This window comes from Faecalibacterium longum, from assembly GCF_040094125.1.
Lineage (GTDB): Bacteria > Bacillota > Clostridia > Oscillospirales > Ruminococcaceae > Faecalibacterium > Faecalibacterium longum.
In genome coordinates, this window is the sequence record NZ_JBBNIH010000170.1 from 93,870 (window position 1) to 115,121 (window position 21,252).

Annotated in this window: 22 protein-coding genes, 1 pseudogene and 1 other annotated feature; of the genes and pseudogenes, 2 read left to right on the forward strand and 21 right to left on the reverse strand. The window is 53.8% G+C overall.

Annotation, left to right across the window (positions count from 1 at the left end):
* Window positions 1-7 precede the first annotated feature (7 nt).
* The 9 genes from AAAU26_RS12805 to AAAU26_RS12845 all read right to left on the reverse strand — a co-directional run bounded on the left by AAAU26_RS12805 (window position 8) and on the right by AAAU26_RS12845 (window position 5,144).
* Window positions 8-784, reverse strand: coding sequence for an HAD-IIB family hydrolase (locus tag AAAU26_RS12805; protein WP_227618348.1), 777 nt, complete (start codon window positions 782-784; stop codon window positions 8-10).
* Complete coding sequence (locus AAAU26_RS12810; RefSeq protein WP_227618349.1) at window positions 769-1,230, reverse strand: 2-thiouracil desulfurase family protein; 462 nt, start codon at window positions 1,228-1,230, stop codon at window positions 769-771. Before AAAU26_RS12810 ends, AAAU26_RS12805 begins: the two co-directional genes overlap by 16 nt.
* Window positions 1,231-1,315: 85 nt before the next feature.
* Window positions 1,316-1,615 carry a helix-turn-helix domain-containing protein gene (locus AAAU26_RS12815; protein WP_227618350.1) on the reverse strand — a complete coding sequence of 100 codons (300 nt, stop codon included), beginning with the start codon at window positions 1,613-1,615 and terminating at the stop codon, window positions 1,316-1,318.
* A gap of 146 nt (window positions 1,616-1,761) precedes the next feature.
* A complete protein-coding gene (gene sfsA / locus AAAU26_RS12820; protein WP_227618351.1) occupies window positions 1,762-2,427 on the reverse strand; it encodes a DNA/RNA nuclease SfsA in 666 nt (221 codons plus the stop codon).
* Between the two features lie 14 nt (window positions 2,428-2,441).
* A complete protein-coding gene (locus tag AAAU26_RS12825; protein WP_227618352.1) occupies window positions 2,442-3,524 on the reverse strand; it encodes a hypothetical protein in 1,083 nt (360 codons plus the stop codon).
* A gap of 18 nt (window positions 3,525-3,542) precedes the next feature.
* Window positions 3,543-4,061, reverse strand: a complete 519-nt coding sequence (locus AAAU26_RS12830; protein ID WP_217210230.1) for an O-acetyl-ADP-ribose deacetylase — start codon at window positions 4,059-4,061, stop codon at window positions 3,543-3,545.
* A gap of 10 nt (window positions 4,062-4,071) precedes the next feature.
* Window positions 4,072-4,599 (reverse strand): isochorismatase family protein, encoded by a 528-nt coding sequence (locus tag AAAU26_RS12835; protein ID WP_227618353.1) that lies wholly within the window; start codon window positions 4,597-4,599, stop codon window positions 4,072-4,074.
* A 114-nt stretch (window positions 4,600-4,713) separates the two neighbouring features.
* A complete protein-coding gene (locus AAAU26_RS12840; protein ID WP_154258525.1) occupies window positions 4,714-4,875 on the reverse strand; it encodes an HFLK protein in 162 nt (53 codons plus the stop codon).
* A 47-nt stretch (window positions 4,876-4,922) separates the two neighbouring features.
* Complete coding sequence (locus tag AAAU26_RS12845; protein ID WP_227618354.1) at window positions 4,923-5,144, reverse strand: hypothetical protein; 222 nt, start codon at window positions 5,142-5,144, stop codon at window positions 4,923-4,925.
* A gap of 677 nt (window positions 5,145-5,821) precedes the next feature.
* On the opposite strand from AAAU26_RS12845, the gene AAAU26_RS12850 reads away from it, so the two are divergent.
* Complete coding sequence (locus AAAU26_RS12850; RefSeq protein WP_227618355.1) at window positions 5,822-6,952, forward strand: SLC13 family permease; 1,131 nt, start codon at window positions 5,822-5,824, stop codon at window positions 6,950-6,952.
* On the opposite strand, the pseudogene AAAU26_RS12855 reads toward AAAU26_RS12850, so the two are convergent.
* The 10 genes and pseudogenes from AAAU26_RS12855 to AAAU26_RS12900 form a co-directional block, all read right to left on the reverse strand.
* Window positions 6,896-7,147: pseudogene (locus AAAU26_RS12855) on the reverse strand (hypothetical protein); the annotation flags it as partial. The gene AAAU26_RS12850 and the pseudogene AAAU26_RS12855 overlap by 57 nt on opposite strands.
* A 20-nt stretch (window positions 7,148-7,167) precedes the next feature.
* Window positions 7,168-8,010 carry a class I SAM-dependent methyltransferase gene (locus tag AAAU26_RS12860; protein ID WP_227618357.1) on the reverse strand — a complete coding sequence of 281 codons (843 nt, stop codon included), beginning with the start codon at window positions 8,008-8,010 and terminating at the stop codon, window positions 7,168-7,170.
* Between the two features lie 19 nt (window positions 8,011-8,029).
* Window positions 8,030-8,476 carry a class I SAM-dependent methyltransferase gene (locus AAAU26_RS12865; protein WP_227618358.1) on the reverse strand — a complete coding sequence of 149 codons (447 nt, stop codon included), beginning with the start codon at window positions 8,474-8,476 and terminating at the stop codon, window positions 8,030-8,032.
* Window positions 8,428-9,063, reverse strand: coding sequence for a class I SAM-dependent methyltransferase (locus AAAU26_RS12870; RefSeq protein WP_207676283.1), 636 nt, complete (start codon window positions 9,061-9,063; stop codon window positions 8,428-8,430). Before AAAU26_RS12870 ends, AAAU26_RS12865 begins: the two co-directional genes overlap by 49 nt.
* 247 nt (window positions 9,064-9,310) lie before the next feature.
* Window positions 9,311-10,093 carry a ZIP family metal transporter gene (locus AAAU26_RS12875; RefSeq protein ID WP_227618359.1) on the reverse strand — a complete coding sequence of 261 codons (783 nt, stop codon included), beginning with the start codon at window positions 10,091-10,093 and terminating at the stop codon, window positions 9,311-9,313.
* Between the two features lie 351 nt (window positions 10,094-10,444).
* On the reverse strand, window positions 10,445-11,203 hold the full coding sequence (locus AAAU26_RS12880) for a cyclase family protein (RefSeq protein ID WP_227618360.1): 759 nt from the start codon (window positions 11,201-11,203) through the stop codon (window positions 10,445-10,447).
* Between the two features lie 286 nt (window positions 11,204-11,489).
* Window positions 11,490-12,257: an EFR1 family ferrodoxin gene (locus AAAU26_RS12885; protein WP_227618361.1), complete on the reverse strand. Its 768-nt coding sequence runs from the start codon at window positions 12,255-12,257 to the stop codon at window positions 11,490-11,492.
* A gap of 67 nt (window positions 12,258-12,324) precedes the next feature.
* Window positions 12,325-12,486, reverse strand: coding sequence for a DUF6440 family protein (locus tag AAAU26_RS12890; protein WP_227618362.1), 162 nt, complete (start codon window positions 12,484-12,486; stop codon window positions 12,325-12,327).
* Window positions 12,487-12,578: 92 nt separating this feature from the next.
* On the reverse strand, window positions 12,579-13,562 hold the full coding sequence (locus AAAU26_RS12895) for a Gfo/Idh/MocA family protein (protein ID WP_227618363.1): 984 nt from the start codon (window positions 13,560-13,562) through the stop codon (window positions 12,579-12,581).
* A 123-nt stretch (window positions 13,563-13,685) separates the two neighbouring features.
* Window positions 13,686-14,063, reverse strand: coding sequence for a desulfoferrodoxin family protein (locus tag AAAU26_RS12900; protein ID WP_158394748.1), 378 nt, complete (start codon window positions 14,061-14,063; stop codon window positions 13,686-13,688).
* Window positions 14,064-14,264: 201 nt separating this feature from the next.
* Window positions 14,265-14,524 (forward strand) — a binding site (T-box leader).
* 107 nt (window positions 14,525-14,631) lie between these two features.
* Between AAAU26_RS12900 and AAAU26_RS12905 the strand changes: the two genes are divergently transcribed.
* Complete coding sequence (locus AAAU26_RS12905) at window positions 14,632-15,576, forward strand: bile acid:sodium symporter family protein (RefSeq protein WP_227618364.1); 945 nt, start codon at window positions 14,632-14,634, stop codon at window positions 15,574-15,576.
* Window positions 15,577-15,732: 156 nt separating this feature from the next.
* Here AAAU26_RS12905 and AAAU26_RS12910 read toward each other — a convergent pair whose 3' ends face one another.
* Complete coding sequence (locus AAAU26_RS12910; RefSeq protein ID WP_227618365.1) at window positions 15,733-17,787, reverse strand: TIM-barrel domain-containing protein; 2,055 nt, start codon at window positions 17,785-17,787, stop codon at window positions 15,733-15,735.
* 152 nt (window positions 17,788-17,939) lie between these two features.
* Entirely contained in the window at window positions 17,940-21,152 is a 3,213-nt protein-coding gene (locus AAAU26_RS12915; RefSeq protein ID WP_227618366.1) for a hybrid sensor histidine kinase/response regulator, read from the reverse strand.
* Window positions 21,153-21,252 lie beyond the last annotated feature (100 nt).

Below are 21,252 nucleotides of genomic sequence, written 5' to 3' on the forward strand. Positions count from 1 at the left end.
GCAAAATTCAGTTCTGCTTCAAAAACTCCCGCAGCACATCCTCCGGGCGGGGTGTATGGTTCGGGTACTTTTCCCGCAGCGGTGCGGCGGCACCATCCATAATGTAGGGCACACCCACAATGTCCAGCATCGACACATCGTTATAATTGTCGCCAAAAGCCATCACATCGGCAAGGTCGATGTCCAAAGTTTTGCAGATGCTGCTCACACCAATGCCCTTGTTGGCAAAGGTGGTGTCGATCCAGCACGGCCCTGCCACAGCGCAGTTCGCCTCTTTCCATCGTGGGACAAACCGTTCCGTGTAAGATTCTACGCCTTCGTGCAGATACACCGATACTTTTGTGATCTCCTCCGGCACCTCGGAAGGGTCATGGATGATTTGATAGCGATTTCCGATGAACTGGATACGCTTGAGCATTCCCAGACCCCGCTCCATCAGGTAGGCGGTATTCTGACCGGAAAGCATTACCTCGCCCTGCCCGTCGCTGCGGGTCCACAGGTCGTTGGCGATTTCTTCGGCCAGCGCGCGCGGCATCGGATTCTTGGCGATGCACTGCTCGTCCTTATAGATCACACCGCCGTTTTCGCAGAGAAACACACAGCAATCCGCCACCGGTGTAAAGAGCTTGCGCAGGCTGGTATACTGCCGGCCGGATGCCGGGCAGAACAGAATGCCGCGCCGATGCAGCTCCCGCATCTGCTCAAAGATCTCGTCTTCCAGTTCCTTTTTGCCGTATTGCAGCAGCGTACCGTCAATATCGCTGCAAATCAGTCTGATTGACATTTTCCGTCCTCATTTTTCAAGATAATTTTAGGCAATTCCCCGGCATCCAGAACACGGATGCCTTCGTCCATCAGCATCTTGGCAAAAACACCCTGTCCGGGAATCTTTGTCCTGGAAAACGTTCCATCGTAAATTTCCTTCACGCCGCAGCTGGGGCTGCGGGATTGCAGGATGGCAAGCTCCACCCCATTTTCTTTTGCGATGGCAAGGGCCTTGGCTGCGCCCGCTCGGAACTCCCGGTCCACATTGATGCCCTCTTTGTTCGTGACAACGCCCTGCACGATTTCCGCCGGGTACCGCGGTGTGGGCAGGCCGCCCAAAACCTCCGGGCAGACCGGAACCACCTGATGCCCCCGCGCAAAATCACAGATCGCCTGATTGTAATTGTTTCCGCCGCTGTATTTACAGTTTTCGCCCAGCAGGCAGGCGCTGACCAGAATCTTCATTGTTGCGCGCTCCGTTTTTCAGATACTGAATCTTTTACCTATTCTACCACGCTTTTGGGCATTGAAAAAGAGGATTTTTCTTTTCCTATCCCCATACCGGGAGGTCCGCCGTAATCTTTTCTAATTCCTGTGCAAGAAACGTCAGTCTTTCCCTCAGATGGTTGTTATGCGGTGCATCTCCGTTCAGCAGATAGTCCGTTCTGACATTCAGGCAGGACGAAAGATCCTGCAGCAACTCAATCGAGCAGCAGCGGTTTCCCGTTTCAACTTTTGCAAGATGGTTCGCACTAATGTTCAGCATTATACTCAACTGTTCCTGTGTAATCCCCTTCTTTTTCCGCAAATCGCGGATACGTCCGCCGAATTCTTTTGCATCAAATCGCATTGTTCAATCCTTTCCTTTGCGCTGAAAACACAAACAGGCCGAGACTCCTTTTCCGAGTCCCGGCCTGTTTTCAGCTTGAAAATATGATAACATTTCCTATTTATGATTTCTGTGACTGAATCACGCAAAGCGTTTTTCTGCCGTCTTCACCCTTCCCTCTGCTCCACGATTTCCAGACTATCCCGCCCTACATGGCAGAGCAAAAACAGCACTTGCACACCTGCAGCTTTTGCTTCGGCCAGTGCCGTGCCAAACTCCGGCTGTGTGCTGACATTTGGCCGCACCTCGGTGATGCCTTCCATCTGAATCACAAAGGCCACAGCGCACCGATACCCTGCCTGCTGTGCCTGCGCCAGCTCGTGCAGGTGCTTCACACCGCGCTCGGTGGGTGCATCCGGGAAATAGCCGATGCCGTCCACTTCCAGTGTGCAGCCTTTGACTTCCAGCAAGTACTTCTGTTCGCCCTTTTCCATATAAAAGTCGATGCGGGACTTGCCATAGGTGAATTCCGGCTTGATATAGTCGTAGCCCTGTTTTGCAAGCCACTCCCCTACCACCTTGTTGGGTGCCTGACTATCCATGTTGACCCAGCCAAGTTCCTGCTTGCGTACCGCCACAAGGTCGTATTTTGTTTTGCGTTTCGGGTTGTCCGACACTTCCAGCCGCACCGCAGTACCGGGCAGCAGCAGTTCCCTGCACCGCCCGGTGTTCTTGACATGGACGGTTTCCACTGCTCCATTCACTTCCACATGGGCAATAAAGCGGTTGGGACGGTCAACAAAAATGCCGTCTGCGATTTCTCTGTATTTCAATCTTCACTCCATTTTCAGTACAGGATTCGGGAGCCATGCCCATCCTGTTTACCAAGATACAGTTCCACGACCATCCTGCCGCTTTCACTGTTGCAGAGTTCTTCCTTGCAGTAGCCGCAGAGTTTTCCTTCCGCTTCCGATACATAGCGGTGCAGCGGTTCCTGCAGGTCTTTCGGGATGCTGCCCCACGGAATGACATAGCTCATGCCCGTATCCCCCACATCCACGATGCAGGCCCGTTCACTGTCCTCATCGGACAAAATCAGGTTCACCAGAAACACATCCGCAAACGGTGCCCCCTGATACTCTGCCTTTTGCCGTCTGCGCTCCGTCCGAAGCTCATCCAGTGCTTGATTCAGGTCATTTTCTGTCAGCGTGGACTTGTACAACAAGATATGCAGCTTCTGCTCCACCGCTCTGCCGTCATTCTGACCGTCCGTCGGGAGTTCCACGTCTGCATGGATGGCGCAAATTTGTTTCTGCATCGCAGTGCGCAGAGTTTCCAGTTTCTGCTGCCGTTCTGCTTCCAATTGCTGTGCGGACTTTTGATGTACTTCTTTGGCTTCTGACTGTTGCGCAGCATGCTCCTGCTTGGGCTCTGGCTTAGGCTTTGACCATTCGCTGTGCTTTTCTGCGTCAGCCTCCGAAACGTTTTGCCCTAGTACAGTCGGCACCGACACGCTTTTGGCACCGCTTTGTGCTGCCGATGCTTTCTTCTCCGCAGAAGAAGGGCCGGTTTTCTTTGGTTTCACCGACCGCGTTGCACCTGTGCCCGTGTTTTTCGCTTCCGGCTTTGACTTTTTCTCCGCAGGAGCAGTATTTTTAATGCTTTCCGGCCAGGCTTGTTTCTGAGTCTGCCAGAAATCGCTGCCGGTGCGCTGATAATAGGACGTCTCCGCTCGTTTCCGGCTGCTGCGCACACCTTCACAGATCCACGAAAAAATCAGATAGCGTTCCAGCGTATTCCAAAAGCTGCTGCGCCGATGACGGGGCTTATGCCGCCCGCGGGACGCATACACAATCACTGACAAGCATCCGAAGAACAGAAATCCTGCCGCAAAACCGATCCCTGTAAACAGCTTTTTGAAAAAGCCCATCTCTCACGCCTCTTCCGGTTACAGCCTTGCCTGATACACCCGCTCCGTCCGGGCATCGAAGCAGCAGAAAATCACCTGCATGGCGTAATCCGCGTGATCTTCCAGCCACTGTGCCACTGTTTTGACTGCAATCGCTGTGGCATCCTCCAGCGGGTAGCCATACACGCCGGTCGAAATTGCCGGGAAGGCAATGCTGTGGAGTTCATACTCTTTGGCAAGGTCCAGCGAATTGCGGTAGCAGTCCGCCAGCTGCGCAGCATCCTCTGCTGTGCCGGAATATATCGGGCCTACCGTATGAATGATATACTTTGCTTTCAACCGGTAGCCCTTAGTGATTTTTGCTTCGCCGGTGCGGCAGCCGTGCAGCGTGCGGCACTCAGCCAGCAGTTCCGGCCCTGCTGCCCGGTGGATGGCACCATCCACACCGCCGCCACCCAGCAGACTCCGATTGGCCGCATTCACGATGCCGTCACAGTCCAGTTTGGTAATATCACCTTGCACCACTTGAATCTGATTTTTTACTTTTTCAGAAATCATTGTAAACTCCTCACTTTTTGAGCAGTTTCAACGCTTTCTCCATAGGCACGCAATCGGCATAACAATCTGGCCAGAGGAATTCATTGTAATAGTGGTAGCTCTGCTCCCCTGTCATATACTCGTTGTCCTTCGTGGAATTTGCATAGGCAGGAACGATCATGTGCAGGCCATGCTCAAAGCCCGCCTCCACCGTTGCATTGATGCAGAAGTCGGTCATGATACCGCAGAACATCACATCTTTTTCGCCCTTTTCCGTCAGATATTCCAGCAGACCGCTTTCTTTTTTGAACGCACTGCATACGGTTTTGACGAACCGTTTTTCAGTCAGCAGCGGCGCAAACCCGGAATAGACCTCAAATTCATCGTCTCCGATGGAAAAGCCTGTACCGGGCCCATCGTCATGCTGGACATAGACGACCTCGATTCCCTGTTCGCGGGCAGTCCGGATCAATTCCCTGATGTTGCTGACAAACTTTTCAAACGCATACAGGCGTTCATCCACGATACCTTTCTGTGTATCCACAACCAGTAAAACCATGTGTAAGCCCTCCTGTTTTTCTTTGATTTCATGTTATCATAGATCGCCGTTTTCTACAAGCAGATTCGAAAAATCCCCACAGGGAAAACCTGTGTTTCACCTGCAGGGATTGATTCAGCCATCCAAGACGATCAGGATCAGCACCACGACCACTGCAATAGCGATCAGGCAGCCGCACCCGCTGCCGTCCCCGCCGCCACCGCCATTGTTGTTGTGGTTTCCGCCACCACCACCGCCGCCGGACGAGCCGCCGAAGTTGCGGTTGAACGCCGTCATGTACTGGGCATATGTTGAGCGTAGGGCTTTGTTTACCGGCTGGGCTGTCAGCCGGGTTTCTGGTGTTCCTTGGGCTTATAGGTACCCTTGGTGGTATCAATGACTGCCTGATACAGTTCCAGCTTCTGCCATGTGGGGCAGTTCAGCCGCTCGATTTTTTCGATCACATAGTTGGCGTGGGCAGTTGCGACACGCTTGCCCAACTCTTCCCAGCCTTCCTCGGTTTTGGGGTAATGTACTACCACTTCAATGGGGGCACTCTTTCGCATGGCTCACTCACCTCCGGTCACATCGCTATCACCTCATTCTTACGGGTCACGGGTTGTCCGCTATTCGCTGCGGCTCCCGGTGAGAACATTCAAAGCCAAGCTGACCAGCAACGCCATATCGATGCGAAGCATCTCGGTCTTGGTAGCGTAGTCCATACAAGAGGAAGAAGCAGTATTTTGGGCTGCTCCACCCTGTCCAATCCGATCTTCTTTGCATTCCTGCTGGGCGTGTGGTTCTTGCTCCGCTGAGCGTGGCAGCAGGCAGCGCTATGAACATCTTTTTCCCGCTGCCGGGCAGGAGGGTGTATATAAGTATCGAAAGGTCTGATCATACCAGTTTTAGGGGATGGTTCTGCGGAGTCATCCATTTTTTCTTGTTCAGATCGCATTTTTTCTGTTTTCTCTTGACGATGCCCCGCTAATGGAGTAGGATTGTGCTGCAAAAACGAATTGCAAAAGAGGAGTTCTACCCCCGCCTGTGCAACAGTCACCTCCATGGCACAGCTCTATGACCGGGATGCTTCTCATTCCAGCGCGATCTATGTCCTGAGCACGCTGCTTTCCATCCTGACCATGCCGCTGATGATCGGGTCGTTTGAGCTGTTGCTCTGAAATACGAAGAAAGGCCGCCCGGCATCGCAGCAGGGCAGCCTTTACAACTACAAGGATGTGTCTCTATGAAACTCAAACAATTCATTCAGCAGGAAACGGTCCTCACCGCAGCCGCTGTGCTGGCCGTTGTCTCCGCCTTCTTTGTTCCGCCGGATGCGCAGTATCTCGGCTACATCGACCTGCGCACGCTGGCGATCCTGTTTTCCCTGATGACGGTCATGGCCGGGCTGCGGCGGCAGGGCTTTTTTGATGGACTGGGCCGGGCATTGCTGTCCCGCACCCGCAGCACCTTTCAGCTGACGCTGGTACTGGTCGGGCTGTGCTTTTTCGGAAGTATGTTCATCACCAACGATGTTTCCCTGCTGACCTTCGTTCCCTTTACGTTCGTGGTCCTGAGCCGTCTGGGAGCGGATGTCCGCCTCGCTCTTCTAATCCCGGTGGTCTGTATGCAGACCATTGCAGCAAACCTTGGCAGTATGCTGACCCCCATCGGCAACCCACAGAACCTCTATCTTTACGGAAAAAGCGGCATGAGCATCGGGGGATTTGTGCTTCTTATGCTGCCCTACACCCTAGTCTCTCTGCTCCTGCTGCTGGCTTGGGCAGCGCTGGTCTGCCGAAAAGCCTCTGCCGCCCTCTCCGTGGACGAGCTTGTTTCTTCTTCTGCATCTCAGGGGGATCAGAAGATCATCCTGCTGTATCTGGTTCTGTTTGCCATTTGCCTGCTGTCCGTGATCCGGGTGCTGCCCTATGGCATTGCCTTTGCCGCTGTACTCGTCTGCGTTCTTTTTGCAGACCCGCACACCTTACGAGCGGTGGACTATTCCCTGCTTTTGACCTTTGTGGCTTTTTTCATCTTCATTGGCAATCTGGGGCGCATTCCGGCCTTTTCCGGCTGGCTGCAGGAGTTTCTGACCGGCCGGGAAGTTCTGGTGGCGGTTCTTGCTTCGCAGGTCACCAGTAATGTTCCCGCCGCCCTGCTGCTGTCCGGGTTCACGGCAGAGACACAAGCCCTCATCATCGGCACCAATCTGGGAGGTCTTGGCACTTTGATCGCATCCATGGCCAGTCTTATTTCCTACCGGCAGATCGCACGGGAGCTGCCACAGGGGAAGAAGCAGTATTTTGGGCTGTTCACCCTATCCAACCTGATCTTCCTTGCGCTCCTGCTGGGCGTGTGGTTCTTGCTCCGTTGACCGTGGCAGATGACTTATGGTTTTTCTATACCCTTTCTTTTTGTACCCGCAGTCGCAGTAGGGCCCGCCGGAGGCAAGGGTGTACTGCCGCACAAAGTCGGTCACGCCGCCCGCTTCGCTCATGGTGCAGTCCAGACGGCACAGGGCGGGGGTCAGGTCGTACAGACCCAGCTCCTTCATCAGCACCCACATCCCAAAGGGCATCCCTGCATACTTCATTGTCTGTCTCCAAATCCGATCTTCACGATCTGCATTTTCATTCCGTTGTCCCCGACCTTGGCGAGAAAACGGAAAACGCTGCTGACAGAAGGGTCTCTCAAATTGTTGTACCCCAGCATATAGCCCCGGCTGGACACTTGCAAACGGCTGTCCCATGGGGAAAGCTCGCTTTTCGCATCCGAAACCGCGAAATATGCTCCCACATCCTTGATTTTCGCCGTCCTGAGCCACGTTTTGGCGATCATCTTCACCGCCGTGCGGTTGGCGGCATCGAACACCAGCACTCCGCCGGGGAACGCATCTACCATCCCCTGCACCAGCGCCTTGACCTGCTGGGTCAGGAAGTAATAGAACACCCCAGAGGCAAAAAACACCGCCCCGCCGGAGGCATCGATCTTGTCAAACCATGCGGGGTCTTTCAGGTCGCAGGGAATGTTTTGCTCCCGCTCCCCGGCAGGCAGCAGCTGCTCCCGCAAGGTAATGACATCGGGAAAGTCCAGATTGTAGATCTTGCATCTGCCGTTGTCGCAGGCTCTGCCGGTGTTATCCAGCCCGCAGCCCAAATTGACCACCGCCGCACAAGGGTGGTTTTTCAGGTACGCCCGCACCTCAAAAGCAAGGTCATTCTGCCGCGTGGCCACCTCCAGCGCACCGAAACGCTGCATCAGGCTGCGGGAATTCTTCTCTGCCTGCGAAAAATCGTAGTCGATCTGGTCGAGCAGATGCACCGCTGTTTCGTCTTGGTAAAGGTTCGGATACAGCTCGGTGCACAGCTTCCGGGAATACAGTGGGAGGATCAGCGTCTCCTGCACGGTGTTTTTCTCGATTTTGTATTTCATAGGTTCCTCCCTGTTCTCCTTATTCTGCTTTCCGGCAGACAAACCATGCCATACTCTTCACCGTGTCAAGTGTTACGGTTGCGTACCGTTTCTCCAGCCGTTTTTTCAAGCTGAAGGCCGTCTCGTAGGGCGGCGTGAAGAACCCCGTCTTTTCATAAATGTGCCGGACAAACCAGTCCGTCCGCTTCTGCTCGCCCTTCACATAGAAGCAGCCGCAGAAGATTCCGCCGGGTTTCAGCACCCGATAGGCCTCCCGGTAAGCGGCCTCTTTATCCGGGAACGCGTGAAAGCCGTTCAGCGACAAAACAATGTCAAATGCACCGTCCGCAAAGGGCAGCGCACCTACATCTCCCTGCCGGAAGGTCACATTTTTCAGGTGCAGGCGGTCTGCCTTTTCCTGTGCCTGCCCCATCATATCTACCGAGTAATCCAGACAGGTGATGTCCGCTTTTGCGCCGTAACGCACAGCCAGCCCTTTTTATTTTTGTGGCTTTGGATCTGACAGAATCCTGCTTTTTCCAGATACTCTTTCAGTGCAGTATCCGTATAGATGGCCATGCCATCGATGATCTGCGTCCATTTGTCGTCTTTTGTCGTTTCGCCGTTTGCTTCGTTACAGATGAAAAAGATTCCGCCGGGCTTCAGTACTCGATAAACCTCTCTGAAATTCTGTGCAAGCTCTGGCCAGAAGTAGACCGTTTCAAAGGCGGTCACCACATCAAACTGCTCCGCTTCAAACGGCAGTTCTGCCACACTTGCCTGTTGCACGGTACACCGTCCTGCCGCAATGGCTCTGGCATTGACCTTTCGCGCTTTTTCCACGCTGACGGCTGAGTAGTCGATGCCCTGTACCTTGCCGTTGGGGCACAGTTTCAACAGCGTTTTAATGTTCGCTCCACCGCCGCAGCCGCAGTCCAGCACCATGGCATCCGGGGCAGGCTGTAAAAAACTCAGCCCCCATTCTGCCATTGCGCTGTGTCCAAAGTTCATCATAGCAACCATGATCTTCCCGCCAAGGCCTACGGGCTTTCGGGTGTTTTCAAAAAAGGACATAACGCCACCCTCTTTCTATTTACCGTTCACAATGCAATGCTTTTTACCAGATGCGCCCACTGCACCGGATGACAGGCCAGCAATTCCTCGCGCCACAAGTTAGGTAAAGCTAACTTTCTGTTCTATAAAAAGCCGCTTCTCAGCGGTCCTTCTGCCAAAATAATACGCCCTGCCGTCTCCTCTGTCAAGAAGTTTCGGCATTTTCGGGTATTCCGAAAGAGATTTCGCTTTCGGGAACCCCCAACCGTCACCCCAGTGCCACATCCAGCACCATCATCACGCTGAAGCCTACCGCAAAAAACACCGTGCCGACGTTGGAGTGCTGTCCCTGCGACATTTCCGGGATCAGTTCCTCCACCACAACATACAGCATGGCTCCGGCAGCAAAGCTGAGCAGATAGGGCAAAGCAGGCACCACGATGCCTGCCGCCAGAATCGTCAGCACTGCCCCGATGGGCTCTACGATGCCGGACAGTACGCCGCCCCAGAATGCCCGGCCTTTTTTCATTCCTTCCGCCCGCAGTGGCATGGAGATGATAGCACCCTCCGGGAAGTTCTGGATGGCAATGCCAAGGGAAAGTGCCAGCGCCCCGGCGGCGGTGATCTGAGCCGTTCCGGCAAGGTATCCGGCATAGACCACGCCCACTGCCATACCCTCCGGGATGTTGTGCAGCGTTACCGCCAGAACCATCATGGTGGTGCGCTGGAGCTGGCTTTTTGGCCCTTCGGCCTGCAAACTGTTCTGGTGCAGATGCGGGATGAGATGGTCCAGCAGCAGCAAAAACAGGATACCCAGCCAAAAGCCTGCTGCCGCCGGGAAAAATGCCAGTCTGCCCAGATCTGCGGCCTGCTCCATAGCCGGGATCAGCAAGCTCCATACCGATGCCGCCACCATCACTCCGGCGGCAAAGCCCGTGAGGGCGCGCTGGATGCCGTCACGCAGAGAGTTTTTCAAAAAGAACACACAGCCTGCCCCAAAACTTGTGCCAAGAAACGGGATCAATATCCCCCAGAATGCGTCTTGTATCATGTAGTACCTCCTTGCGGTTAAATATGACTAACCGCACAAGCAGTATACTGCGCTCCGGCAAAAAGGTCAAGGGCTTTGCGGCATAGAGGATGCCGATCGTTTCCTGCATCGAAAAATTCACCTCTGCAAACTTGCCGGTTTCTACTTGACAATACTCCGCGAATCAAAAAGGGAGCTCTGTCACGGACGAAGGTCCGGGCAGAACTCCCTTTTGCATTTATCTTATGATTTCTTACTGGCCTTCCGGCTCCTTGCAGACATCCACCCAGCCCTCGTTCACTCCAAAGGGGCACACACCGCCGGGGGCATGACCCACATAGGCCTCCACCTCATCTTCCAACTTCCCCACTCTTATTCGGTAATGACCCAGACCCGTGCAGGCAGACCAGTCGCACCTTCGATGCGGGGATAAGAAACGATGACCACCGCACCGGCAGGCTGAACTTTATCCAGATTTGCAAGCACCTCCACCTGCAGCTTGTCGTTGTCCAGAACATAGCGCTCGCAGGCAAGGTCACCCTTTTCCTCCGCCACCGCAGAGGAATCGGTATCCAGCGTTTCGTGGCCGTTGGCGGCGGCGTTGCGCACCTTGTAGATATACTCCAATGCTTCCAGCGACCAGCCGGGGGCATTTTCTTTGCCCTCTGCGTCGATGCCGGACAGTGCATCCATATCCGGCCACTTCTTGTACCAGTCGCTGCGCAGAGCCACCAGCGCACCATCCGGGATGGGACCGTACTTTGCTTCATAGGCCTTGATGTCCTCCACTGTCACAGCGTAGCGGGGGTCTTTCTTGGCCTGCTGGGAAATATCAATGACCACCAGCGGGAAGATCAGGTCGTTCACATCGTACTTTTCGGACAATGCTTTGCCCTTGATGAAGTGCCCCGGGAAGTCGATATGGGTACCGAACTGTCCGGGGAATTTGAAGGTCTGGATCAGGCATTCCAGTTCCGGCTTGCCCCAGTCCCACACGGTCTTTGCCAGCTCCACAGAGCCTTCCGGGATGCCGGACCAGTAGGGGCTTTCGTTGTTCAGCGAGTGAGAAAGTTCCACCCAGCGATATTTTTTAGCATCCTTCAGTGCGTTCCACAGTTTATAATCAGCCATTGTCGGTTCTCCTTTTATTGTGATGATGTATGTTCGGGCACTTCTCCCAGACAACGGCATCTTCCTGTTTTTTCTCAGTCTGCCTGCCGGGAATTTGTCTGGGAGCAGCGCATTCGCCCGGGCAGCCTGTGCCGGGCATCTGCTGTACGTTTCATCTGCCTGTGCTCCCTTCCTTGTGTTGGGGATAGTATAAACCCATTTTCGTACCATGTCAATAGGTTTATTCTCACAAAGACACCTCTGTCCTTTCATCCGCCGGTTGCCCGCCGCCGGAGTTCCTTTAATTTCATACGTCCTGCTGCTTTTCCAGTGCTTCAAAGTGATACCGGGGCTTGCCTTTGCTCTTTTTGCCGTACTCGATGGCTTCTTTAGGGCAATAGCAGATGCACGCCATGCAATGGGTGCAGTTTTTGCCCCAGACCGGCTTGCCGTTTTCCAGATGGATATTGTTCAGAGGGCACAACTCCACGCACTTACCGCAGCCGATGCAGGCATCCGTTGCCCGGAAGGCATCGGCTTTTACAAAAAAGCGATAGAACACCGGGTTCACCGGGCCGCTCATAAAGCGGTCGTAGAGGTTCTCTCTCGGCGGAGGAAATTCCTGCCCGGCCTTGAGCTGCGCCAGCACTCTCTGAAGCGCAGGCTCTGCCTGCTCCACGATGCTCCGTGCCTGCTCCTTTTGGGGTGCATTGAACATGGCAATGTAGTTTTCCGGCATGATGATCTGAGCCGTGCCCATATACTGCAGCTGCTTTTGCGCCGCAAGCTGCCGGTTGTATTTTGCCGCATTGCCGATCTCGCTGCCGCAGTCCATCACAAACCAGATACGCTCTGCCCCGGTCAGCTCGGTCTTGCCCAGCCACTCCGACACCACCCGGGGGATACGCCATGCGTAAGTAGGCGTCACCAGCACCACATCCCGGCCAGTCTGCACCGGGGCAGTATCCCCTGCCTTGATGCAGGCGTTCAGGTCATAAAGCGGCATCTCCAACCCTTCGGCAATGCGCCGCGCCAGATACCGGCTGTTGCCGGTTCCTGTAAAATAAAGTACCATGGCTGCTCCTTCGTTTTTTGTGTGGTTTTCAGTTGCCTGTCTGCCCGGCAAACTGGAAATTGTAGCATTATTGACTTACTACTGGTTTGCCATCTTTATCAAGTAACGGCGTAAATCCCGCTGCATTTCCGTTTCTATGGAAAACATAATTTACGCCTGTTTGTGTATCAACCCAAATTTCCACTACATCAATCTTACCTTGTTGATAAATTTTCTTAAAACGATCCATGAGTATTCCTCCTTAAAAATTCCGAGTTGTCGCGCTCTCCGTATGCCATAGTCTCCGCACGCCAAAAAAGCCCTTTGCGGCAGGGTGTGTGCTTACACCTCGCCCGCAAACTTCATGCCCCAGCTCATGCGGGTGTCGTACATCAGGCGGGTCAGGGCAAGGCTGTCCTGCGGGGTGTAGCGGTCGCTGCCGGTACGCCCCAGCTTGACGCAGCGGCTTGCTTCCCGGATCTCATACTCAAAGCCGTTGATGTCCACCGGGCAGCGGATGACCTCCGGCTCTTTGCCCTCCACTTCCAGCGTCATGGTCTCGGCGTGCTGGAAATCCGGCAGGAAAATACTGCCCTCGGTGCCAACGATACGGGCATTGCGCTCCAGCTCCTGCCCGATGGTCTGGACAGACTCCGCCCTGCAGCCGCCGGGGTAGGTCAGCGCAAGGCGGCTGTAATCGTCGGTGCCATACTCGTTGATGTGCACCTCTTTGGTCTCCACCTTCTCCGGGTCCTGTCCGGTGAGAATGCGCAGAAAGCCCAGATTGTAGATACCGATATCCAGCAGCGCACCGCCGCCCAGACCGGAATCAAACTTGCGGTCCTTCCTGGCACCGGATGCCACAAAGCCGTACTGGCAGGTGATCTGCTTCAGTTCCCCGATGGTGCCAGCCGTAAGGATCTCGCGCAGGCGGTCGTACAGCGGCAGCAGCCAGATCCAGAATGCCTCCATGAGAAAGAGGTGCTTTTCCTCCGCCAGACGGTACAGCTCCTGCGCCTGTTCCGGGCTGATGGTAAAGGGCTTTTCGCACAGAACGTGCTTGCCCTGCTCCAAGCAGAGCTTGCAGTTTTCGTAATGCAGGGTGTTGGGGGTGGCGATATAGATAGCCTCCACCTCTGGGTCGGCGGCAAGGGCTTCGTAGGAGTCATAGCAGCGGGGAATGCCGTACTGCCGTGCAAACGCCTGCGCGCTTTCCAGATGCCGTGAGCCCACAGCAACAAGCTGCTCCCCCTCTGCGCCCATCTGTTCCACCGTAGACGCAAACTTTTTGGCAATGGTGCCGGTCGCTAAAATTCCCCACTTCATAACAGTACCTCCCGATTTATCACTTGGAACTCAGTATACCACGCTTTTCCCCCACAGAAAAGATTCCGTACGCAAAAACAGGCTCCTGCAAGCGTCAACCACTGGCAGGAGCCTGTTTATTTCTTAAAGCTTCGTCATCCACAGACCATGCAGGTTGCAGTAGGCGTAGACCGCCACCGGCTTTTCGCTGCCCAGCTCAAACACCGCCCTGGGTGCCTGCCCGGGGGCGAGATAGCGGAGCTGTCCGCCGTTTTCCGTCTCCACAAAGAGCCACTGGATGTGGTGCACATCCACCATGGGGTGCTCCACTGCACCCACCGTGACGGTGAGGGTGCTGCCGGAAAGCTCTGCCACCGGCAGATGCTTTTCGCCGCTGGCTTCCACGGTGTTGGGGAGCAGCTCCTTCATCTTTTCGCCGCAGCAGACCAGCGGAACGCCTGCGTTGTGGATGGTAGTGACCAGATTGCCACAGTGCTCACAGATATAAAACTTTGCTTTCATATTCAAATCCTCCATCGGAATGTTGTTGGTGTTTCCTGTGGCTATATGATAACATTTCCTAGTTAGATTTTCTGTGACCGGGTCACGCAAGCAGCCATTGCGTGAACCAGCTTCACTCTTGGCGTGAGCCGGATGAAAAACTAGAAGGGTCGTTTTTCTTGACTTCGACCCGGCAGAAGAGTATACTCCGTGGCAGTGAAATATTCGGCTATGACGAGAAAGAGTACCCGGAAAGAATGCTGCAGAGAGCTGCCGGATGGTGCAAGGCAGTGCAGGGCGTCCGTGGGAAGATCCTCTCCGAGCTTTCCGGCTGAATGGGCGGTATCTACGCCCCAGTAAGCGGGAACGGCAGGCCCCCGTTATCACGGGCCGCGCATTGTTGGATGCGCACTGAGGGGCCGGGCTTTGCACCGGCAATAAGAGTGGTACCGCAGAGGAGTTTATGCGCCTTTGTCTCTTACGAACCGTAAGGGACAAAGGCGTTTTTGTTTGCGGGAAAGCCATTTTCCGGATGTTTCATTGCCTTTGCATCCGCAAAAATAAGTGTTTTGAAAAAGGAGATTTCATCATGAAAACATTGGAAAAAGTAAGCGACTTTGTGGGCAAGTACATGGCCGCCATCGTCATTGTGGTGGCGGCACTGGCGCTGCTGTTCCCCGGCACCTTCAGTGTGGTAAAGACCGCATGGGTCAACACCCTGCTGGGCATCGTCATGTTCGGCATGGGTCTCACCCTGAAGCCGGAGGACTTCAAGGTAGTGTTCAGCCGCCCGAAAGACGTGATCATCGGCTGCATTGCGCAGTTCACCCTGATGCCCTTTCTGGCATGGGCGCTGACCCAGGTGTTCCACTTGCCCACTGAGCTTGCCATCGGTGTCATTCTGGTGGGCACCTGCCCCGGCGGCACCTCCTCTAACGTGATGACCTACCTTTCCAAGGGCGACGTTGCACTGTCCGTCGGCATGACCGCAGTTTCCACCGTGCTGGCGCCCTTCCTCACCCCGCTGCTGACCCTGCTGTATGCCGGCCAGCGGGTGGATGTGAACCCTGTAAATATGTTCCTGTCCATCGTCAAGGTGGTGCTGGTGCCCATCGCACTGGGCTTTGTGGTCAACCACTTCTTCCACGCCTTCACCCAGAACGCCGTCCGGGTGCTGCCGCTGATCTCCACCACCGCCATCGTGCTCATCATCTGCGCTGTTGTGTCCGCAAACTCCGCCAAGATCATGACCAGCGGCCTGCTGATCCTTGCCGTGGTCATCCTGCACAACCTGCTGGGCTACCTCACCGGCTTTGGCGTGGGTAAGCTGCTGAAGCTGGATTCCACCAAGTGCCGTGCAATTTCCATCGAGGTCGGAATGCAGAACTCCGGTCTGGCCACCTCTCTGGCTGCCGCCCACTTTGCACAGTATCCGCTGGCAACCATCCCCGGCGCTGTGTTCTCTGTGTGGCATAACATTTCCGGTGCCGTCCTCGCCAACTTCTTTGCCCGCACCGCCGAGAAGAAGGACTGAGTTACTACATACCATAAGGGGCTGCTGCAAAAGGCTGGGATCTGCAACGATCCCAGCCTTTTTTCAAATCATTCAGAAGAGCTTGCTCAGAACCGAGTTCTGGCGGCTCTCATAGATGCCAGCATAGTGCTGCAGGAACTGCGTAATGACTGACGATTATCCTTCTACTTTGACCGTAGCACGATCGCTCTTTGCGTTTCCATCCGCATCCAGCGTGATATGCACAAAATGTTCCGGTTTGTCGTAATCCCTTGTCTCGCCGTCATCGGTATAGTATTCATAGGATGCACCATCGGGAGCATAGGCAAGCAGGCGCAGATCTGCAAAATCCACATCGGCAACGCTCTGGATCTTTTTGCCGTCCTTGGCAAGGGGCAGAAGGTGTCCCTTGCGCATAAAGAACACCACTTCATCCAGCTCCACCGGAATGTAATGATGGCCTGCTGGCAGCACGCTGGTTTCGATGCGGTTGCTTTCGCTGCACTTTACCCGCACCTGCAGCATCTCCTCCGGCAGATAAACATACCGACCTCGGGCATTTTGCTCATATACCGGGGCGATCAACAGGCTTTCACCGATCATCACCTCATCCTCTACCCGGCGGGCAAAGTCGTCCTCCGGGAAGGCGAACGCCAACGGCATACAGTACATGTCGTCGTGCAGAGCAGCCTTCATGTACTCGCTGTAAATGTAGGGCAGCAGCAGGTAGCGCAGCTGTAAAATACCGGCAAAGGCAGCCTTGTTCTTAAAGCGGTAGGGTTCCTGCCGGCGGGTGTCCTTGGCAGAGTGGTTCCGCAGTAGCGGAGAGAAGATACCCATGCCGTACCAGCGCAGCACCAGATCCTCCGTGGTATTGCTGCCAAAGCCGCCAATGTCGGGGCCTTCGTACAGGAAGCCGCACATATTCAGGGAGGGCATCATGTGCAGCGCAAGCAGAATGTGGCTCCACCAGGAATGGTTGTCGCCGGTCCAGATGCCGCCATACCGGTGCATCCCGATGCAGGCAGAACGGGAGTACATCAAAATGCGCTTGTCCGGCTCCAGCCGCTCAAAAGCCTCGCCTGCAGCACGGGTCATGTTATAACCAAAAAGATTATGTACAATGTCGTGCCGCATACGCCCCTGTTTGGTGTTGTGGTAGAACAGCTTATAATCGTTTTCGTTGTTGGAAAGCTCTGCCACCATGCCGGTAAAAGCACCAAAGCTGGAAATATCCAGGTTTTGCTTGTTGTATTCCTCAATTTTAGCAAAGACCTTTTTCAGTCTTTCCTCTGCGTAGAAGATAGCAGGCTCGTTCATATCGTTCCAGAAGCCCTCGATCCCCTGATCCAGCAGAACTTTATATTGACTGCCAAACCAGGCACGGGCTTCCGGGTTGAGCATATCGGGGAAGTGTACCCGTCCCGGCCACACACCGGCTACAAAGGGAGTGCCATCCTGATTCGTACAGAAGTAGCCGTTTTTCACGCCCTCCTCGTACACATCATATCCCTCTTCGACCTTGACTCCTGCATCGATGATGGGGACAAGATGGATGCCCTGCGCTTTCATCTCGGCGGCAAAGTCTGCAAAACGCGGGAAGCGCTGCGCATCCACCGTAAAGTCCTTGTAACGCTCCATGTAATCAATATCCAGAACCACAGCGTCCAGCGGCATATGATTGGCACGGTAATTTGCCACCACCTCGCGGACCTCGTCCTCGTTCATGTAGCTCCAGCGGCTCTGGGCGTTGCCAAAAGCCCATTTGGGCGGAATATAACTGCGCCCCACCAACTGGCGGAACTGGTGCACAATATCGGTCAGGCTCTCGCCCTCAATGATGTAGAAATCGTAATTTTCCTCGGCTACCGTGATGCGTAAGGTATCCAGGTCGGTGTAGCCGCAGTCAAAGGTGACCTTGCCCGGGTAGTCGATAAAAAAGCCAAATGTATCCTTGCCGGACACGATCATAAAATTATAAGCACCGTACAGCGAGGATTTGCCCTCGGTATGGTTGCCGTCATCGGAGCATTTGCTTTCGTACACCCACCCGCGCTTGTTGATACCACGGACGTTTTCGCCAAGACCATACAGAACATCCTGCGGTTCCATGGCATAGGAGAAACCATCCGGCTCCTTGGTCAGATAGGGTATCGTTTCCATCATGGGCAGAAAAGAACCCACTACACTTTCGGTATCAAACGGTTGACCGTATCGCTTTTTGTAGATCATAGCAAAATATCTCTCCTTTGTTTTTTTTGAATCGTCACAGTGTAAAACGTACCAACGTATTTTCGATGGACAATCTTGAAACGTGATGTTCCTGCTTGCCCAGATAGGGCTTTATGTCAGCCAGTATCACGCGCCTTACGGCAATGCACAGATCACAGCCACTGTTTCAGCACATCGTTCAGCTTATTCAAATCAAGCGGTTTGGCGATATGCTCGTTCATGCCGGTGTTCTTTGCCAGCTGCACGTCCTCGGCAAAGGCATTTGCCGTCATGGCAATGATGGGCACTTTGCCCCGGCTGCCGGCAAGCGCACGGATCGCAGCAGTGGCTTCGTAACCATTCATGATGGGCATCTGGATGTCCATAAAAATGAGATCGTACCACTTTTCTGGCGCTTCCATCACCTTTTCGACTGCAATTTTTCCGTTTTCGGCAATGTCAATGGTCACGCCCGTCATGCCTATGATCTCGGTTGCGATCTCACGGTTCAGCTCGTTATCTTCCACAAGAAGGATCCGCTTACCCGCATAGTTTTCCGTCGCAAAGTCTTCCAGATAGTTCCGGGCGTTTTCCTCCTTCTTCTCGGATGTAAACTGCCGCAGAGTTGCCGTCAGACGGGAACGGAACAGCGGTTTTGCCATAAACGCATTCACGCCCGCTGCTCTGGCTTCTTCTTCGATCTCGCTGAAATCAAAGGAAGTCAGGATGATGATCGTGACATCTTCTCCTACCCGTTCCCGGATTTTTCTGGCAGTTGCAATACCGTCCATTTCCGGCATCTTCCAGTCCAGGATCACCGCAAAATAGTCACTGTTGGTCTCATGACGCGCATAGCAGCGCTCCACAGCTTCCTTACCGGTCAGGACCCATTCGCCCGCTATGCCGATCTCCTGAAGGGTCGCAACGGTGCTTTCGCAGCAGGTCTTGTCATCGTCCACGACCAGTACCGGCAGATCGAGCAGTTCTTTTTCCTGTTCCTTCTCGTTCTCCTGAAGCTTCAGATAGACCGTGACCGTGATCTTCGTTCCCTTGTTGGGAGCGCTTTCGACCTGAATGTCACCATTCATCAGATTGACGATGTTTCTTGCAATGGCCATGCCAAGACCGGTGCCCTGCACCTTGGTCGTCCGGTGATCGTCTGCCCGGCTGAACGGCTCGAACATGATCTTCTGGAATTCCGGCGTCATACCGATGCCGTTGTCCTCGATGGAAAACTCGTAGCAGCCAAGCTCCGAGAAGCCGTTCGGCTTTTCCTTGATCGTAAGGGTGATTTTTCCTCCATCCGGGGTGTACTTGACGGCGTTGCTCATCAGGTTCACAAAGACCTGCTGGATGCGCAGGCTGTCGCCGCAGACAGCTTCGTGCTCAATGTGCTCAATATGGACTTCGAGCTGATGGTGGTGCTCGTCGATTGCCGGTTTTGTGAGGGTGAGCAGGTTATCGACCAGCTCCGGCAGTCTGAAATCCTCCTCGGCAAGGCTTATTCGCCCGCTCTCGATCCGGGCCATATCCAGCACTTCATTGATCAGTCCCAACAGATGACGACTCGACTTTGTGATCTTGCCAAGGCACTCGACCACCCTGTCCTGACTCTCGATATTCGCACCCGCAATGGCGGTCAAGCCAACGATTGCATTCATCGGTGTACGGATATCATGGGACATATTGGAGAGAAATTCTGTCTTGGCGCGGCTTGCGTTTTCCGCCGCCCGGTACGCATCCTTCAGTGCCTTATGGGATTCGATCTCGGCCTTTTTCTCCTGTGACACATCCATAGATGCCAACAGTGCTTTGACCAGCTTTGTGCCATCCCACTCCAGCGGAATGAAGGAAGCGATCTTATAGGTGTTTTCGTCTATGGAGCAGTATTCAAATTTGTAGATGTCGTTCTCGCCCTGCAGATTCTTTCGGATATTTTCCGGCGAGATCAAAGCAGCCAATGCGTCCAGCGGTTCCAGTGTCTTATACTTTGCAACCACCTGCTCCACAAAATCATGGTAGGTTCCCGTCGGCGCGTATATCATTTCACCTTGCAGATTATAGAACCGATACCGGTCATTCTCCAGATCGCAGACGACAAAGCGGTCCAGCAGACGCACCATACTCTTGATCAAAAGATCCATCGATGCGTTATCTGAGGCCATCTGCATCCGCCGTGCCATCTCTGTTTTGGACTCTGTGATGTCCCGCAGAAAAATCATCGCATATTCGGAATCTTCGATCTCACCGCGCATGACCACGTTGCTGACCCATCGTTCCTCCCCATTCAGAACGATGCGGCAATCCTGACGCAGCTCCGTCTCAAGTCCCTTTAATTTTTCCGTGATGTAAGCGCGATTATAGAAATTCGTTACAGACTTTTTGTCCTCTTCAACCACATAGTTATCCACAAAGAATCTGACCAGTCCATCCCATGTGTGGTTCTGCTCAAAGGCCGTCATCAAAGAGGGCTCCACTTTGAAAGTATCGAAGGTGTTCTTTTCCAGATTTACATAGTATTCGCAGAGGTTTGCGCTGGTAAATGCACGGTGAAATGCCGCTGCCCGCTGCGCCTGCATCCGGCTTCTTTTTTCCGCGTCAATGTTGCTGATGATTCCGGCAATTCGATTGGCCGAGCCATCCAGACGGCGTATCACCTCCGCCGATGCCCGGAACCACTGGTATTGGCCATCCTGCATTTTCAGTCGGTACTCAACATTATATTTTGTAGCATTGGTTTTGTCCGCAATCGTTTCCAAAAGCAGCTGCATTACCCGGTCATAGTCCTCCGGGTGCAGAAGGTTCGACCACGAATCCAGTTTGTTCGGAAAATCCAGAATGTCATGATAACCAAGGATCTGCCGAAACGCATGGCTCCAGTTCACATGAACGATCTCACTGTTTTCATTACACTCAAAATACCATAGTGCAGAATGGATGGATTCATTGACCAGCGCAAGGTTCTCATACGCCCAGTTCATCTGTACTGACATGATCCAGATCGGTGTTCCATTCGTATCGACTACATCTTCTTTATAGAGACGCACATAGACGGGAGAGCCATCTGCTGTAAGGATCCGGCCTTCTCCTTCGCCCTTGATCTGACGAAAGTGCGCATTGTCAAGGAATGTGGCATCTTTCTTATAGAAAAGATTCTTCAGCGAACCCTTTGTCTGCTCCATCAGAGACTCATAGCTGTGGTTCAGATTATGCAGCAACAGATCACTGACCGACAGGATCGACAATTCGGCATCATAGTACCCGGCAATGGTTCCGACACCGCCATTATGATAGATCGTCTCCTGCATAGCCTGAAATGCATTTTTCCCCAGCCTTACCGTATCGGAAGTGTAGATTTTATCTGTAAGTCTTCTATCGAATTTCATTTTCATCCTCGTAGGGTTTTGACCCCGCCGCACACTTCAATTCTGGTATGTCTTTTATGGTCAACTGATATATCAGTTCGCGTTCAAACTTGTACAACAT